Annotated in this window: 12 protein-coding genes; 7 read left to right on the plus strand and 5 right to left on the minus strand. The window is 54.3% G+C overall.

Features of this window, described 5'->3' with window-relative positions; all coding sequences use genetic code 11:
• Positions 1 to 408: 408 nt before the first annotated feature.
• Positions 409 to 2862: a PSD1 and planctomycete cytochrome C domain-containing protein gene (locus Mal52_RS15480; protein ID WP_145377090.1), complete on the plus strand. Its 2454-nt coding sequence runs from the start codon at positions 409 to 411 to the stop codon at positions 2860 to 2862.
• 53 nt (positions 2863 to 2915) lie between these two features.
• Positions 2916 to 4328 (plus strand): DUF1501 domain-containing protein, encoded by a 1413-nt coding sequence (locus tag Mal52_RS15485; protein WP_145377091.1) that lies wholly within the window; start codon positions 2916 to 2918, stop codon positions 4326 to 4328.
• Here the strand turns inward: Mal52_RS15485 and Mal52_RS15490 are convergent.
• Entirely contained in the window at positions 4318 to 4851 is a 534-nt protein-coding gene (locus Mal52_RS15490; protein ID WP_145377092.1) for a DUF6790 family protein, read from the minus strand. The genes Mal52_RS15485 and Mal52_RS15490 overlap by 11 nt on opposite strands.
• Before the next feature lie 183 nt (positions 4852 to 5034).
• Between Mal52_RS15490 and Mal52_RS15495 the strand changes: the two genes are divergently transcribed.
• Complete coding sequence (locus tag Mal52_RS15495) at positions 5035 to 5667, plus strand: SOS response-associated peptidase (RefSeq protein ID WP_197534225.1); 633 nt, start codon at positions 5035 to 5037, stop codon at positions 5665 to 5667.
• On the opposite strand, the gene Mal52_RS15500 is transcribed toward Mal52_RS15495, so the two are convergent.
• Both Mal52_RS15500 and Mal52_RS15505 read right to left on the minus strand, forming a co-directional pair.
• Positions 5650 to 6117, minus strand: a complete 468-nt coding sequence (locus Mal52_RS15500) for a hypothetical protein (protein WP_145377094.1) — start codon at positions 6115 to 6117, stop codon at positions 5650 to 5652. The two genes, Mal52_RS15495 and Mal52_RS15500, sit on opposite strands and share 18 nt — an antisense overlap.
• An 8-nt stretch (positions 6118 to 6125) precedes the next feature.
• Entirely contained in the window at positions 6126 to 7340 is a 1215-nt protein-coding gene (locus tag Mal52_RS15505; protein ID WP_145377095.1) for a DNA polymerase Y family protein, read from the minus strand.
• Positions 7341 to 7771: 431 nt separating this feature from the next.
• Here Mal52_RS15505 and Mal52_RS15510 point away from each other — a divergent pair, with 431 nt between their 5' ends.
• The 4 genes from Mal52_RS15510 (at position 7772) to Mal52_RS15525 (ending at position 14979) form a co-directional block, all read left to right on the plus strand.
• On the plus strand, positions 7772 to 8392 hold the full coding sequence (locus tag Mal52_RS15510) for an RNA polymerase sigma factor (RefSeq protein ID WP_197533201.1): 621 nt from the start codon (positions 7772 to 7774) through the stop codon (positions 8390 to 8392).
• Positions 8393 to 9026: 634 nt separating this feature from the next.
• A complete protein-coding gene (locus Mal52_RS15515) occupies positions 9027 to 13082 on the plus strand; it encodes a protein kinase domain-containing protein (RefSeq protein ID WP_145377097.1) in 4056 nt (1351 codons plus the stop codon).
• Positions 13083 to 13165: 83 nt separating this feature from the next.
• Complete coding sequence (locus Mal52_RS15520) at positions 13166 to 13816, plus strand: hypothetical protein (protein ID WP_145377098.1); 651 nt, start codon at positions 13166 to 13168, stop codon at positions 13814 to 13816.
• Between the two features lie 539 nt (positions 13817 to 14355).
• On the plus strand, positions 14356 to 14979 hold the full coding sequence (locus Mal52_RS15525; protein WP_145377099.1) for a hypothetical protein: 624 nt from the start codon (positions 14356 to 14358) through the stop codon (positions 14977 to 14979).
• Between the two features lie 72 nt (positions 14980 to 15051).
• Here Mal52_RS15525 and Mal52_RS15530 read toward each other — a convergent pair whose 3' ends face one another.
• Both Mal52_RS15530 and Mal52_RS15535 read right to left on the minus strand, forming a co-directional pair.
• Positions 15052 to 16467, minus strand: coding sequence for a PepSY-associated TM helix domain-containing protein (locus Mal52_RS15530; RefSeq protein WP_145377100.1), 1416 nt, complete (start codon positions 16465 to 16467; stop codon positions 15052 to 15054).
• A 207-nt stretch (positions 16468 to 16674) separates the two neighbouring features.
• Positions 16675 to 17679, minus strand: coding sequence for a DUF1559 domain-containing protein (locus tag Mal52_RS15535; protein WP_145377101.1), 1005 nt, complete (start codon positions 17677 to 17679; stop codon positions 16675 to 16677).
• Positions 17680 to 18273: the final 594 nt, after the last annotated feature.

Consider the following 18273-nt stretch of genomic DNA (forward strand, 5'->3'; position numbering starts at 1 on the left):
ACTCCCCAATTCTTTGTCTTTCCACACAGGAAATCATGTGCCGAGATGGGGTGGATCCCTTTCTGCGCTCAGAAATTGCCAGCGAATCCGTCGTGCTGTGTCCAGCGGCACCAAGGGGTTACCGGTCGTCGTCTCTTTCGCACTCCCATTCTCCCCCCGCGCGATGCTATACTAGACCTCGCCCACAACTTTTGCCCACCACACAAGCAGCCCTGGATCGAGCGTTAAATTCCGCCCTCATACAGCATGCGAGGTTGGAAGTTCTGGCGGAACTGCAAACGTCCAAGTTGAAAACCTCTTATCAACGACATCAGTGTCCTACCTGATTTTATGTCAAACAAACTCCCCATGCTCACTCCAAGACGACGACCCCGGTTGGTCCAGTTCTTCAGCAGACGTCTCTTGCCAATGGCGACGTCCCTGGCGATCCTGGTTTCTGTCGGCACTGCAGTGTTGTCGGCGGACGAGACTCCGCAAAAAAGCAATCGCCCCAATGCCGAGCAAATTCGGTTCTTCGAGAATACGATCCGGCCGCTCTTAGCAACATATTGTTACGACTGTCACGGAGCTGACGTACAGGAATCGGAGTTGCGGCTCGATACGCTGGCAGGAATACTGACCGGCGGTAATGCGGGAGCCTCGATCAATCCTGGCAAACCGCAGCAAAGCCTGCTCATAACCGCGATAGGCTACCGCGACAATGAGTTGCAAATGCCACCCGATGAGAAGCTATCCGATCGTCAAATTGCCGACTTGACGCGTTGGGTCGAGATGGGTGCCCCGCATCCGGATAGTGGCACCGTAAAAGTTGCTCCACGTACGACCTTGGACATTGCCAAGGGACGTACACACTGGGCGTTTCAAACCCCGTCAAAACCAAATGTTCCGCGCGGCGGTCCTGTTGAATCCATTAAGAATCCGATCGATGCGTTTCTTAGCGCGGCACAAACAGAGCAGGGACTCCAACCGCTCGGTCCTGCCGACAAACGGACTTTGATCCGTCGTGCGACCTTCGACCTCATTGGCCTCCCCCCCACTCCCGCAGAGATCGACGCCTTTCTGGCTGACGAGTCGGACGATGCGTTTGGCCGGGTGGTGGATCGGTTACTTGATTCGCCGCACTACGGCGAGCGGTGGGGGCGTCACTGGCTCGATATTGCCCGCTATGCCGATTCGAATGGGCTGGATGAAAATGTCGCCCACGGGAATGCATGGCGGTATCGCGATTATGTCGTCCAGTCGCTGAATCAAGACAAACCGTATGACGAGTTTGTGGTTGAACAACTTGCCGGCGATCAACTGGACTCCGGAACGGACGTCTCTCTCCGAAACGAACGACTGATCGCCACCGGTTTTCTGGCGCTCGGTCCGAAAGTGCTCGCGGAAGTTGATGAAGCGAAAATGGAAATGGATATTGTCGACGAACAAGTCGACACCATTGGCCGCAGCCTGATGGGACTGACACTCGGCTGCGCGCGCTGCCATGACCACAAGTTCGATCCGATCGGGCAGGACGACTATTACGGGCTGGCGGGAATCTTTAAGAGCACCCGTACCATGGAGAGTTTTAAAAAGGTCGCCAAATGGCAAGAGAATCTCATCGCGCTGCCAGAGGAATTGGCCCGTAAGGAGAAACACGAGCAACGAATCTCTGAGAAAAAATCGCAGATCGAAGATCGGATCGCGATGGCGAAAGGTAAGTTGGCTCCTCCCACGGGCGAGACAGTGCCAGAGGACTTGGAGAAACGTTTTCCACAGGAAACGCAAGACGAATTGAAGCAACTGCGCGACGAACTCAAGAAGCTTGAGAAATCGGTGCCAGTATTGCCCACCGCCATGGGAGTCGTTGATGGAGACATTGCAGATGCTGCCGTGCACCTGCGCGGCAGCCATCTCACTTTGGGCGATGTGGTCCCCCGTCGTTTTCCCAGAGTTCTGTGCAGTGACACCCCACCGAGTTTGCCGAGTGGCAGTAGCGGTCGCCTAGAATATGCGCGTTGGCTGACGACCCCGGGCCACCCGTTAACCGCACGCGTGATGGTCAATCGCATTTGGCGGTGGCATTTCGGCAAGGGCCTGGTGTCGACTGTTGATAACTTTGGGCTACAAGGGCAACCACCGACGCACCCGAAGCTGCTGGACTGGCTCGCCGTTCGATTCGTCGAAGAAGGCTGGTCGATCAAGGCGATGCATCGTCTCATCATGCAATCGGCTGCGTATCAGCGAAGCAGTGGTTTCGATTCACACTGCGCCAAAGTCGATCCGGTCAATCAATATTATTGGCGGTTTGATGTCCGGCGACTCGAAGCGGAGACGATCCGCGATGCGCTGTTGGCAACCAGCGGGACACTCGATCGCACGCTTGGTGGAAACCTGCTGGCGGTGAAGAACCGCGACTACCTGTTCGATCACACGTCGCAAGACAAGTCGAGCTATGACATACGTCGGCGTTCGATCTACGTGCCGGTGATCCGCAATCACTTGTACGACATGTTTCAGCTCTTTGACTATACCGACGCCAGCGTGCTCAATGGTAATCGCAACACCAGTACGATCGCTCCACAAGCGCTATTTCTGATGAACTCCAAGCTAGTCATCGACCTCACGACCGCTATGGCCGACCGGTTGTTGGATGCCGAGGGAACCCGTAAGGAACGCGTCACACAACTATTCCTGGAAGCCTATGGCCGACCGCCGACAGAAGATGAGTTAACTCGTGCTGATCTTTTCCTGACGCAATTTGTGGAATTGACGGCACAAGAAAAAGAAGATCCGCAAGGCGATGCAGACACAACACAGCAGGCATGGCAAGCTTTGTGTCAGTCGGTCATTTCATCCAGTGAGTTTATCTACGTACGATAATTGATGATCGCAACGTTCAAAAAGCAATCATCGAGATTCAGCGGAACCCAAACATGACGATTTCACGACGACAACTCCTCCAACAATGCAGTGCCGGATTCGGATCGCTCGCGTTGGCCTCGCTGTTGGCCGATGACGCGATTGCGGCGCCAAGTCATGCACAGGACCCTGCCGAGACCCACCTGCCTCACTTTCCGGCGAAGGCGAAACGCGTCATCTTTTTGTTCATGAAAGGCGGCCCGTCGCACATGGACACATTTGATTACAAACCGCAACTCCAGAAAGACGACCACAAACAGCTGCCATTCGACAAACCGCGCGTCCAGTTCGCCCCCACCGGCGAATTGCTTGCGTCGCCTTGGAAATTCAAGCGATATGGCGAAAGCGGCATCGCTGTCAGCGAGTTGTTTCCCCATGTTGCTGAGTGTGTCAATGACCTGTGCATCATCAACTCCATGCACGGCACAAACCCGGCGCATGGGGGAGCCAGCTTGAAACTCCATACCGGCAGCGACTCCTTTGTCCGTCCCAGCATGGGCTCCTGGGTGACGTATGGTTTGGGTACTGAGAACCAGAACCTCCCCGGCTTCATCACCATTTGTCCGACGCTGGCTCACGGTGGGACCAAGAATTGGAGTTCAGCATTTCTGCCTGCCAACTATTCCGGAACGCCGTTGGGAAATGCGAGTCAGTCCTCAGAGCAAGCACGCGTCAAATATATCCACAACGCGCTGCTCAGCCGCAATTCGCAACGGCTTCAACTCGATCTGATCCAGTCCTTCAACAACAAATTCCTCGATACAACGGGACCGGATCTTGCCCTAGAGGCTCGGATCAAATCGTTTGAATTGGCGTTTCGCATGCAGACCGAGATGCCCGAAGCGTTAGAGCTATCCCAAGAAAGCCGCGCGACGCACGCGTCCTACGGGACCGATGATCCAGTGACTGCGGATTTTGCGCGACAGTGCCTGATGGCGCGGCGGTTCGCCGAACGGGGTGTCCGGTTTGTACAGGTGACACATAGCAATTCCGAGGTCCAATGGGACCAACATGGTGATCTTCGCAAAGGCCACGTGCAGAATGCCGCCGAAGTTGACAAACCGATCGCGGGCCTGCTCCGCGACCTAAAATCACGCGGCCTGCTGGACGACACACTGGTGTTGTGGGGCGGCGAGTTCGGCCGTACGCCCACCTGCCAGGGCAAAGGACACGATGGCCGGGACCACAATCCAGAAGGATTTACGATGTGGCTGGCCGGCGGCGGAGTCCGCACTGGAATCCAATACGGGGCGACCGACGATTATGGCTACTACGCGGCGGTCGACAAGGTGCACATCCACGACTTACACGCCACACTGCTGCACCTATTGGGTCTCGATCACCTGCGACTCACCCACCGCCACGCCGGTCGCGACTTCCGCCTGACCGATGTCGCCGGGGACGTCGTCCAGGGAATCATTGCGTAGCGGATAATGATCCCCCTGCGCGCGTCTCATACCGGTATTGGTTGAACAGCAGCAGCAAGCCGATGATCGGCAGGAAAACGTCCGACCAGAACATGATCCCTGCGTTTCCCGGTGCGAAATTGTGCGCCGTGACCATTTGGTAAACGTGTCCGCCGGCAGCGCCCCACAGAAAACAGGTCGGTCCCAAGACTGCCGCAGTCCGGAAACCGAGTTTCTGTCGAAACGCCAGTAGTCCCACGATTCCAAATCCCAGGCTGGCAAATCCGACTTCATACTGAAACGGGCTGTTCTTCCAGCCGATGAACGCAGCCGCCATGTCCGCAAAAAAGACGTGCATCACAAAGTTGTAGATAAAACTGACACCAATGCTGAATAGCAAAAAGTAGGAGAAAAACGCCTCGTTGACGACCGGGCTCTTGAGCGGCTTGGGCTGGATTGCCAGCACAATCAGCGAACAGATCAAACCGATGACCAGAAAGGTCAGCGTAAAATTCCCCAGGACGAATCCGATCAACTGGTCCATGACGAGCAGCCTCAATCAATGCTGGCTAGAAGCCGAAAAAGCGGTTCGCCTATGAAACGCGTGGCGGAACCTTGGAATGGCAACCATCGTAGTTCGCGGCAGTTGTGGTTTCAAATCAGAAACGTTTCACGCTGCGCTTGCTCGGAGGTAGATTTTCAGTGCCGGCAAAGTCACAATGCAGTCATGTGCCATCGATTCCAAGCCAAACTGCGATTAAAAGCTCTTGTGGAGGAGTTTGCCCTCACACAACAGGAGACCTTGCCGTTCCCAACGGGAGATCGCTTTCCGGGAAGCGATGTGGTGGCGATCCATTTGGATCCTGACCGGGAACGCCAGGTAAAACTCCTCAACTGGGGACTGCTGCCGCGCTGGTGGAAGCCCTCTGCTAAGTTTCACTCTCCGCAATCATTTCAACGCATGACGTTCAATAGTCGCAGTGAAACGATTCATGAGAAGCCCTCTTTTCGCGATGCGTTTAAGCAGCGGCGGGCTTTGATTCCGGTGACTGCTTTTTATGAAGGCGGACACTTCTTCGGCCTCAAAGATCATGAGTTGTTTGCCCTGGCGGGTCTGTGGGAATCTTGGCAACTCGGCGAAGACAAACTGGAAACCTGCACCGTGGTCACCACAGCAGCGAATCCGCTGGTCGAACAGTACCATCCGCGCAAACGAATGCCGGTGATACTCTCGGGAGAGGAATCCTACGCCCGCTGGCTCGATCCTGATGTGAAAGATCGCGGCCGGTTGGAGGATTTGTTTATCCCCTTCGAGGAACAACTGATGACGTGCGTCGCCGAGTCAGATACCGTCGCCTAAAAAGACCGGCATGCGGTCGCTACGGGTCATCACCTTGTAATAATGACTGGCCGGCTGCGTGAGCACATAAACGTGCGGAATGCCCAGCGCATCGTATACGAGGATTCCTCGAATGCCGCCGACCGTTTGGTACCAGACTCCTTTGTGCCAAACGTAGCTGGCCGGAATCTCGACCGGCTGCGGCTCTAACCAAGACCATCGGCCCGCTTCGAGGCTTTCGTTGTTGCAGCAACAATTCGTGGGCAACCGTGATTGTGCCCCCGGCCCCCAGGTCCAGACCCACAGTTGTCCGCCGGCCCAGACCGGTAGCACAGGCTGCCTGTCGCGCTGCAGAAACTGGACTTCACGATCGGCCTCTTCGCCCCGTTTCACGAGACGGCGTTGCAAACCATGCTTGCCAATCAGTTCGTCCGGAATCTCCCGCCATGATAATGCTACGCCGTCACACATGGTGTTCCTCAAAAGCACGTCTTGTCGCGGATGTCGCAAACGTCGTAGTTAAAAGCCTCGTCGTTGTAGATATCGGTGAGCGGCAATGTAGCGGCACTCCTCAGTGCGAAGCGGCCGAGCTTCTCGTTGGTTGCACGCTTCAGCTGCGCAATGCTGGAGTTGCCTTCGTCAGCCTCAAACAAACTGCGCTGTTCGGCCCCCCGATCACAAAGCCGTTCAGCGATCAGATCGATGTGTGTGACCGCCTGTCCTTGCAGCTCCAGGCAAGCCACAAGATGCAGACGATGAGCCGCCTCAAGCAGCTTGTCGAAGTCGCAGGTCGGAGATGCAAACCGCACCGACCGTGACCAATCTCCCGCTGTCTTGTACGAGAGCTTCATCACCAACTCGCCCACCAACACGCGGTGAAAGTCGAGTTCCTCAATCAGCCGTTCCGCATCGCGAACGGTCCAGGCCCACAACCGCTCCCTATCGGTCGATGGCCGTCCAATACTGCCTCCCCGCGCGATCGCCTTATGCTTTTTTCGCTCCGTTAAGATCGGAATCACCGCTTCTCCTTGAAGTTCCCACCACAAGGCTTCGCCTTTGATCGTGAGCAACTTGCGAATGAAATGCCGGTTGGCTTGCGTGAATTGCCAGCAAGTCCGGATGCCGTGTTGGTGCAGCTTGCGCGTGCTACGAGATCCGATGCCGCACAGTTCTTCGACCGGTTGTAGATGAATAAAATTCTCAATCGCGTCCTTCTCGGTGATCGTGCAACATCCGAACGGCTTACGCACATCGCTCATCAATTTGGCCAACGTACGAGACCGTGAGATGCCAATACTCACCGGAATGCCGACTTCCTGGAGGATGCGTTGCTGCAAATTCTCCGCCGGCTCGCGCAGCGCCGACGCATCAAAAAACATTTCGTCGATCGAGTAATATTCGACTTGTGGACTCACGCTGCGAATGACACCCAGCAGTTTGCGCGAGAGCACCTCGTACCAACGAAAGTCGCGTTTGACAAACACCGCGTCGGGACAGAGCGGCGCAGCATCCCAAATCGGCATGCCGGTCTTCACACCGCGGGCTTTCAGCTCGTAGGATTTGGCAATCACGCAGGCGCCCTGGTTCCCCAGCACCCCCACCGGAATGTGCCGCAAGTGCTCATGGCGGACACGCTCTGCCGAGACATAAAAGCAATCAGAATCGACGTGGCCAATTAATTCATGGGTTTTCATGTTGCCAGGATATGTGTTCGCATGTACACTTTCAAGCCGTAGGTTGGGGAATTCAAAACGGCAACCACTTACCGCAACACGCGGCCAAGCCCCGTTCGACAAACGGCCGTATTTCCCCAACCCGTACTGCGGTCATCCGAAGTGGTGGTCGTAAAATCGAGAACGGAGTCATGCATCACAGAGAAAGCACTCACAAGGCGTTTGCAAGGACCCCGGCGTTATTTTGCAGCGCTCGGTCTGTATTCAAACGTCGGGACAAATCATGGAAATCGCTCGATCACACTCTCGATTTGCGGAACAAATGCGACTGCATGTTTCGTCTCAAGTTTGGTTTTTTGCCCGGCGCGAGCCATTTGCCATCGATTAGTCTTCAAATTGCGTATAATGTGTGAATGGTGACTCTAATTACCAAGTTCAAAAGGCAACAAGTCATGGCCGATGACGAATCAATTGCTTTACTCGCACGCTGGGAGCAAGGTGATGAAAAAGCGGCCGATGAAATCTTCGAGCGTTATTTGTTGCGATTGACAGCCCTGGCGCGGTCACGGTTGTCCAACGAGATTCAAACCGTTGTCGATCCAGAAGACGTAGTACAATCTGCTTATCGCACTTTCTTTTGCAATGCGGGCCAAAGAAGCTATACGCTCAGTCGAGGCGGCGATTTATGGCGGTTGCTAGCGGCCATTACGGTCCACAAAGTGCTCCGTCAGGTGGAGTTTCACCAGGCACAAAAACGGTCGATTGGAGCCGTGCGAAGCATTGGGGGATCCAGCTGGAGTATTCGCCCCGAAATCATTGCCCGAGATCCTTCGCCGGAAGAAGCGCTGGCCATCGCGGAAGAGCTTGAGGACCTGATGCGGCAGTTGAGGCCTAAGTATCAAGTTATTCTTGAGTTGCGGCTGAAAGGGGAATCGGTGGAAGACATTGCCGCCGCGACAGGTCGCACAACACGCACGGTCCAGCGCGTGATGCAGGGTATCCGAAAGGACCTCGAAATGCGGCTATTTGAGGATTCATCACTTGGCGCTCGTCAGGAAGTGACTAAGGCGTAGCCAAGCGATACCGCCATCAAGCCATTCATTCCTGCAACGTGCAGGTTTGTGAGCCGCGTCTTGCCATTCACGCCGAATGAGCGCCCCCTGCCCCAAAGCGAAACGCGATATTTGTGGACTTTCTTCAATTTTTTCAGAATTCCCACCTTCCGCATGTCGTTTTCCCAGCGTTTTCCTGATTACCCCTTAGGGAAAGGGAAGTCCAGTCGACAAGTAGCGCTGGTTGATCCCGACCTGACCGCTTGTTGGAGGAGAGTCAGGTCGTCGAATTCTGGGCAGAGACTCGTATCGCGTTGAATGCATCGCCATGGTTGCTCGTCGGAAACGATCAAGCAGCCGTGGATTAGGTATATGCGCAGCTTTATTGTCATGCTGGTGTTCTGGGTGCAGTTTGCGATCGATTGCGGGCACGATATCGCGAATTGCAATATCACGCGGATGTCAATGCATCCGGTCAATTGCGATCGGTGTGAAAACGTTTTGAAATCAATTTCAGTTGCTATGCAACTCCCAGCCCTGGATTAGTTGGGGGCAGTGGCGTGTAGAGCGACATTTTTATTGAATTCTCAACGCGACTGCCGTACTGTGAAATCCAAGCACGATTTTGCGCGAGACGTTTGCCGAAGGATTCCTCATGCACGACCACTCGGCTGTTTTTGAACAGCAACTCGAAGATTTTGAAGAGGCTTGGGAAGCTGGAACGCCTCCAATGATCGACCAAGCCCTGCAGGCGGTGCCGGATGAGGAACGTTGGGACCTGCTTGTCGAGTTGGTAAAGATCGACCTAGAGCGCCGTTGGCGCGATACCAATCCACGCACTGCTGGAAGCACCTTGCCCGAGCGGCCACGGCTCGATGACTACGCGCGCATTTATAGGCAACTTGCCCCAGTGGAACAATTACCGGTCGATCTGGTAGCTGAAGAGTACCGCGTGCGGCGGTTATGCGGCGAACATCCTCGGGAAGAAGACTACCTGAAGCGTTTCCGGCTCAAACGTGCGGCCTGGCTCAGCTCAGTCAAGCGTGTGGAAGAGGAGCTCTTTGATAGAACACCAAGCAAGTACTCAACTCGACAGGCAAATGTCGGCGAGCTACCGATCCAGACGCGATGCCCCCATTGTCAAAACCATATTAATATCGCGGATGAAACGAAGTTAGAGGAGATTATTTGCGATGCGTGTGGAAGCGGCATCAGCCTATTGGGCAGCCAAGCGACTGAGACGCTCGCACAAGATTTGTGTCGCACATTGGGCCACTTTGAGTTAATCAGCCGACTCGGCACCGGTCATTTTGGTACAGTCTGGAAAGCGCGCGACAAGGACTTGGAACGGATGGTCGCCGTAAAGATTCCCCGCAAAGGGGCGTTGAGTACCACTGAGTCGGCCAACTTTTTTAAAGAAGCACGGACTGTTGCCCAACTGAATCACCCGAACATTGTCCCGATCCATGAAGTGGGGCGTGACAACGACACGGTCTACATCGTTAGCGAATATATTCAAGGAGCCACATTACGCGAATGGCTCAACGGCAAACAGTTGGACATGACACAGATTGCCGAGCTGTGTGAGCAACTAGCTAACGGACTGCAGCATGCTCATGAGGCCGGCGTAACCCACCGAGACATCAAACCGAGCAACATTATGCTCGACCTGACCGGTACGCCACATATCATGGATTTTGGGCTCGCCAAACGCGACGCTGGTGAAATCCAGATGACTCTCGACGGCCAGATTCTCGGTACGCCGGCCTATATGTCGCCCGAACAGGCAGAAGGAAATAGCCACAAGGCGGATAGCCGGAGTGATGTCTATTCACTAGGCGTCGTGCTGTACGAGCTTCTCACCGGCAACTTGCCGTTTCGGGGCGACATGCTGATGTTGATCGTGCAAATCACGGCCGAAGAACCTCCCAGTCCGCGCAAACTTCATGCTCACATTCCAGTGGATATGGAGACGATTTGTTTAAAATGTCTCGAGAAGGATCCCGCCAAACGGTACCAATCGGCCCAAGAAGTTGCCGCCGAACTGCGACGTTTCATTGAAGGAAAACCGATTCACGCCCGTCCGGTCGGGCCGGTCGCCAAGACCTGGCGGTGGTGCAAACGCAACCGCGCTATCGCCGCACTGATCGTGGCGGTGATTAGCACGTTTGCCTGCGGGACCGCCGTGTCGTCAGCAATGTACGTGCGTGAAGCGGCTGCCCTGTATAGCACTAAAGAAGTGCTTTCGCAGATGTACGTCAAGGAAGCTGAATTGCAGGATTCGAACGCTCTGATGCGCGGCCTCACTTGGTTGGCAGCGGCACTGGCGCTCGACGAAGGGAACCCGCAGCGAGAACCGATCAGCCGCATGCGCGTGGCAGCCGCGCTCCAATCCAGCCCGTCATTAGAGCAGATGTGGTTTCACACCGGCGGAATTGGCTTCACCACCATCAGCCCGGATGGACAAATGGTTTTGACCGCTGGTGTCGACAAAACCGCCCGGGTATGGAATGTGACCACCGGGCTGCCGGTAACTGAGCCTTTCGTACACACAGACCGAATTCGTCACGCTGAATTCAGTCACGACGGAAAATACATTGCAACTGCCTGCAACGACGGAACGGCGTACGTCTGGGAAATTTCCACCGGCAAGCAATTGGCCCGCATCAAGCATGGGAATCGTAAAAACAACCCGAATCTGCCAGCTTTCGTATCTTGTGTGCGGATTTGCCCACCCGATCCAGCTCAGCCTGAGCAACTTATTATCGCAACGGCTAGTTTTGATCACACAGCGACTGTGTGGGACGGGCGAACGGGTGAGCAGCTTGCCCAATTGTCACATGATGGCCCCGTCTCAGACGTGGTTTTTGACTCGACAGGTCGTAATTTGTTTACTGCGAGTGGGGATGAGACCGCACGAATTTGGAATTGGCGAAAACCAATTGAGGAGGGAGGAGAAAATCCCAAGGTCCTCCATCACGATAATGCGATCTCGGTGATGGCGATCACGCACAACGATCAAACGATGATTACGGGGACAAACAGCGGAGACGTTTATCTATGGGACGTCGCAACCGCGGAAGAGGTCGACTCAGAACAAAATGTACACAATGGCTTGATTGCCCACATCACCTGTAGCCCCGACGGTAAACTGTTTGCGACAGCCAGCCATGACAGAACGGCTCGTCTGTGGCGCGTCGCAGACGGATACACTCTACATAGCGAGCCGTTTGTGCACCAATTTCGTACGAACTCGGTGGCGTTTAGCGATGACAGTCGCTTGCTGGCGACAGCAAGCGAGGATGGCACGGTGCGTATTTGGGATACCACAACCGGCAGCCCCGCCACACCACTGATCCCCCACAGCGGAAGCGTCTCGCATGTGGAGTTTTTGCCGGGCCGGGACCAAAAGCTCAAATTGCTGACAAGCTGCACCGACGGAACCGCACGACTCTGGGAATTGGCCACTAAGCCGAGAAGGCTCCCTTTGCCGCATATGTCTCCAGTGAATTGTTTTGCGAGCTGCCCGCAAAGCAATTGGTACGTGATGACGAACAAGGGCAATCAAAACTCGCTGATGACTGTTCAAATCACTGACGAAGGAGAACTAAACACGCAGACAATTCCAGTGAACATTGAAATCGATGGGATCGCACTGCACACATCCTGCGCAACACTGAGCGCAGATGCAAAATATTTAGCTGCCGGTTTCACCGAAGGTTACGTGACCACTTGGGACCTAGTCAATGCAAACCCCGTCTCGGCACTGCTGGCGCATGACGGAGCAGTCCAAACCATTGAATTGAGCGACGACGGGAAACTCCTCCTTGTCCGCTGTCGCAATGGCGCGAAAGAGCAGACTGTCACGTGTTGGGATACCCAAAACTCTGACGAGCCCCTCTGGTCACTCGATGGGGCGATTGCACATGCCACGTTCAGTCGCAAGGGGACTCAAGTCGCAGTTGCGAATGGAAATGAAACACTGATACTAAACGCCCTTACGGGAATCTCCACTGGCGTGAAGATCACACACAACCACCGAATGCGACACTGTCAGTTTTCCCCTAATGGACAACTGTTGCTAACGTGCAGCGATGACAAGACAGCGCGGCTGTGGAATGTTTCCTCCGGAAAACCAGTGGGAAACCCGCTCGTCCATACCGCCTCGGTTATTTATGGCATGTTCGACCCCACGGGAACACGAGTCGCCACTCTCGCCTACGATACCACGACGGTCTCCGGAGAAAATTCGGCACGAGTATGGGATGTTGGCACCACAACTCCGCTCACGAAGCGTCTTCCGCACTTCGTCCTATCAGCATCGTCAACAGCGACAAGTTCTTTAATGTTTAGTCAGGATGGCAAGCTGCTATTGACCGTAGGAAAGAGCCCCGACGCAGCCTATGTGTGGGGTGTGGACACCAGTGAATTAGCTCTGCCACCGTTGTCATCGAACGCCCCGATTTTAGCTGCAGGTTTTGCCAACAGCGATCAGTCAATCCTGCTCTTGCATGGCAAAGATCCCGCCGAAGATACGCTGCACTCGTTGAGTCTGCATGAACTGCCCAAAGATACCCGCGATGTCGACACCATCATACAACACACCAAATTGCTCTCAAGCCAGCGGATCGACAAACTGTCCGACGCCATGCCGCTGACGCCGACTGAGCTTCATAATTTGTGGAACAAATTCCGCAGCCCTGCCCAATAAATTTGACGCGCGATTCATTTCCATGTGACAATGAATCGCGAACCGCGATCCTACCCCTTTTCTTACCTGAGATGGAGATTGCAATGGAAGTTACTCGCAGAGAAATGCTCACGGCTGCCTCGGCAGTTGGTGTAACAGCGGCACTGGCTCAGGGACAGGCGGCAGCCGCATTACAGGAACAGAAGGAAACAGTTGCAAGAGTAATTGTCGGCGCTTGGAAAGAGGACGATGTTGTTGAGGGACATTTCTCTAGAGCGGTGCGTCTCATTAAACGTTCATCCCCAAAGGTTTTTAAATATTTCACCAAAGGCAACCTCATTCGATTTGTTTTTGACGAGAATGGAACCAGAATCCCAGGCCATCGCATCCGTGGTTTTTATAAAGACAGCGAATTCGATCAAAAGAATAAACTGAGCTATGTGTATGCATATTCTTACGAGGAAAATGCACCTAGAACTTGTCACTTTTTGGCGGTCGGTAGTGTATCGCGTGACGCTAGAAGAAAAGTGCGAGAGACTATCGAAGAGATTATCGCGGATCTCCAGGAGCACAGAGAAGATATTGGAATTCCCACCCTAACCTTTCCCGACATCCCCACCGCCTTAATGAAAGACAAATCTTTCCTGTCGAAGATGTTACGATATTTGGCAAGCAATCAAGACACTATGGATGGAGTCAGCTTTACCAAAAACACCCCTCCGACCAACTGGACGTTGGAACTCACTCGGCCATAAACGACAAATGTAATTGCCAAATTGAATTCACGACTTTCTACACATGAAAGGGAAACTATACAATGGCAGGATATTTCACCGTAACAATTTTATGGCCGCCACCAGAAGCACTTAAAGCGTTAACGGGGGGAGAGGCTGTCGTGACAACTGAGGTTGTATCCGGGGGAGGGTGCAAAGGGACAGTCACACTCGACTATACATGCGAGGCGACCGGCAGCGGAGACGATCCTGAATTGAGTAAAACCACGGACTCCGTGTTTATCGATAATGGAACCGACGGATCGAGTAGCGTTAAGATTACGGGAGATCCTGGGCAAATCGTTGAGTTAACGGTGGAAGGGACACATCCCACTTGTGGGTATGATACTGACTCGGAAACGATAATCTTGAGTTCTTAGAAATTGCAGGCGAATCTAGACATCCCTAGAACCAGTTTCAAAACCCGGTTGCGCCTGTTCGAGAATCTAAAATACAAGTGCGAGCGCGACGCATCAGAGGGTTTTGAAACCAGTTATCGGTATGAAAGGCGGATGTGCACCATGTCTTGGCAAAAACTCGTCTGTGAGGAAGAACACGCGAGATTTGCGGAGATCATGCGGCTTATGGATGAGCGTTATAGCGCGCTCCGCTTTGATCAATTTCAACACTGGTTGCAGTGCAAACAGGAAGCCGAAAAACACCCGGAGCTATTCGGTTGGTTTGACGGCGACCCCACTGACCTCACCAATATCCGGCAAGTGATGGCCGTCACATCCGATCAGGATGATGACGGTCATCGCTCCGGTTTAGGAATCTCGATGCTCGGCATTGCGGCGGATGTCATCCCGGAAACGGAGTGGAATCTGCAGAATGTCGAAATGTGGCTGTCGCGATTTTTATTGTGTGTTAAGCAACTGATCGGCCTGGACGCTACGATTCGGGCCATCCGCCCTAAAACAATGACCTGGAAAGCTGCCGAACAGATCCACGATTTGATGAAAACGGGCATCGTGTTCGACTCGGATGTCGCGGCCGAAGGGAGACTGCATGCTGGGGTCTACCAGGAAAGAGACATCGGCGATTCACTGTATTGGAAGATGCGTATTACCCGCTTGGACCAACGACCGCCAAGTGAATCCGCCGCAACCGGTGTATTGGGTGAGAGTCTGTCGGTTCAGCGATAGATCATTAGGGGAATCATATCTGCAAGGCGACTGCTAAAAAGGGCCGCCGTATATCCGCGTAACCAATCAACCTCAGGTGGTTGGCGGGGGAGCGTTGTAGAAGCGGCCCCATAGCTGATCGAAGATGCCCACCAGAAGAATGGAAACGCCTGCGACAGGCAGGACCAGTGCGCAGAGGACCACGATTCCCCAACCCCAATTGGGGAGCGAACGCGCAGGACGTCGTGGGAAACCGGTACGGCCACTCGGCTTCCGCATCCACCACATCCACAGGCCGGTGATCGACAGCGCCAACATGACGACCGCAGCGATCAGGGCCAGGATCTTGGTGGGTGTTCCAAATATTTGCCCCATATGTATGGAGACAGCCCACAAACGGACCCGGTAGAGTAATTTCAGGTCGCTGCCATCGACAACGTTCAGCAACTCACCGGTGTATTGATCGACATCGACTGAACGGTAGGAGTTTTTGTCTTCGTCCTGTATTAGAAACGCGCGATGCGCATGTTCGGGCGATTCTGCAAAACGAATTCTGACAGCATCGTTGGGTCGTGATTGGGCAAGAAATGTCGGCACAATTTCATCCAACGTTGCCACCGGCGTGCCCTCAGCAACCGGTTTCGATTGAGGAGGAATGAACCATTCCTTAATCGGCCAATGCCCTGCTTTTTTCGCCGTGGTATTAAATGCGTTTCCCATCAGCGGTGAGAAAAACAAACCCGTGGCGGTGACGATCAATAGCAGCGGGACCACGTAGATCCCCGTCACCGCATGCCAATCGCGCAGGATCGCATAAAGCTTTCCCCGAACCCGGGGCACCCAGACCCCCACATTTTTTTTGCTGCGAGGCCACCATAGAAAGACCCCGGTCGCTAACAAAATAATACCCCAACACGTTGTCAGTTCTGTGACAAAGCGGCCAGTCGTGCCGAGTAATAGATTGCGATGCAGTTCGAGAACAATATGAAAAAAATCGTGCTCGGCAATCTGCGTTCCCAGCAGCGCCCCCGAATAGGGATCAATGTGAATGAGCTTGTGCTCCTCGGGACCATGCTCCCCTTCTTCGCCGTGATGGCCGACAAACTGAATCGAACGCGTGCTGTCCGGATAGACGATGAGTGCTTCCAGGTCGCTGGAACCATGGGCGGTGACGGCCACCTGTTTGAGTTCTTCGTAACTCATTCGTTGTTCCGCCGGCGTCACGCGCAGCAAATCGTGATCGCGAAACTCGGTCAGCTCCGTGCGAAAGACGTAGAGCGCCCCAGTGATGGTAACGATCCACAATATCGGAGCGGTGAGTAAACCGGCATAAAAATGCCAGCGCCAGACATTCGCATACAGATTCCCAGACGCGGCCGGTTTGGGGGAGGCGGCTGCATCGTTTTGCGAATTGCCTTCCCTCTCGAGCGCGGGGGCCTCCAGTTGCGGAGAATCCTGTGCAGAGCCATCGTGCTGCACATCGTGAGCATCCAACGAAGTATCCGTCATGGGAGCAGAACTCATCTAGGAGAAAAGCTTGTCGGTCGTTAGCCGTATAGACACCGGTCTGCGGTGGGAATTTCGCAGACCGGTTTAAAACGTCGCATCGTTCACTGGCGGGCAAGCCGCCAGTGGCACCCCATATTGGGATGACCATGTACTTGATGGAGCGCTGTCGTACTAACACACCCTGAAATCGATCCGGCAGCGTGCCGTTTAGAACTCGCCGATGATTTCGCCACCCGAGCGAGTCCAGAGCGCGCGATAGAGTGTCTCGTCAATCGAATCTCCCGCTCCACGGACGCTCCCATCCATCAACAGGACATTGGCAATGCCGGAGTGATAGCTGCGGGCAGCGGTCAGCTTCGACGAACTGGAGAAAGCATCGGGGATCTGGCTATTCGGCGTTAAGTATCCGTTCATCACCGGACCAAAGGGAACAGTCCCCCGCAGCCAAGAGGTTAACCGAAAACCTTCCGTATTCGCATAGGGAGGTGCAGCGGCAACTTCAGCGTAGCCCCCTTCCATACGATACCTTTTCACATCGTTGTCCGTCCCGGTCGTATCGGAGCCCGGTCCACGCGTCGACTCGGCAAAGGCAATGGTATTCGTCGTCCCATCGATACAGTCACGGATCTTGGTGCTGGCTCCCGCCCAAAAAAGGCCGTTCCCCTTACCGAGCGGGTGAATCGGAGGATAAGCACTGCCGTTGTCGTAATCTATGCCATCACCCTGGTTGGCTGCATAGTTGCACCCCGCATACTCATATAAATCTTGATAAGGCTCGATGGCGTTCGTGACCGCTGGATCACTGGGACACAGGAACATCGAAACGACCGTCTTGGCAACCGGTTGCATTTCAGTGGGAAGTGGTTGAATTGCCGGGTGCCCCAGCTTCAAATTGAAGTCCATTAGGTTTTGCAGGTTCGCCTGATCGCAATAAGGGAGCAGACGCGACAGGGGAGAAAAGTCGTCCGGATAGCCGGACTCCAATGGATTCCCCGCACTCGGCAGAGTCGTGGCAAAGACATCCATGTAGTTGTGTAAAGCGAGCCCAATCTGCTTGAGATTATTCCGGCATTGGACGCGGCGGGCCGCTTCGCGCGCTTGTTGGACGGCTGGAAGCAGGAGGGCAATTAGGATCGCAATGATGGCGATCACGACGAGTAATTCAATGAGCGTAAAGGCACGTCGCCGGGCACGCTGAGGTGCAAGGTGCATCAAAGGTCTCCTAGGTCATCTGTTCAGGCAAAGTCCAGCGCGACGTCAACTTGGCTGGCTAGGATGACCTTGGAGAGAAGGCAATTGGCTGGCGGGCGTACGAACGCGAAACTCAAAATAACGAGACTGAGTCTCAGTGTCAACTCACTTCTCGGGTGATTCGCATGCAAGCAGAAGCGTCAATCCGCTCCGCCACCTACTACTACGACACGCGACCAGAAAGCTGATTCTTTGGACGTCCTTAGCAGACCGGAGCTCCGAAGAACCGGTACAGCTCAACTCCGTGGGGATTACGATGCCACCCGAAGCCGACGTCAAGTTTCGTTCCCAGACGCGTCGTGCGGCGTCCTGGGCTTTTGCCAACTGAGACGCCAACTCAGACATAGTGACTGAAGTTTTTGAATTTCTCGTTGCGACACATGTCTGGTTGAACGATGCCCACTCGCAAGCAACACCCGACAAGTTAGCTGGGTTGCATGGAGGGCATGGCACAACTCAGTGGGCGAACCTTTCCCGGCTGCCAGAATCACGCTTACGGGTCGCGTTCGCGGATTCCGGTTGACCTTGTAGAGCCTGCATCTTAGAGTACATGGA

The organism is Symmachiella dynata (assembly GCF_007747995.1).
Taxonomy (GTDB): domain Bacteria; phylum Planctomycetota; class Planctomycetia; order Planctomycetales; family Planctomycetaceae; genus Symmachiella; species Symmachiella dynata.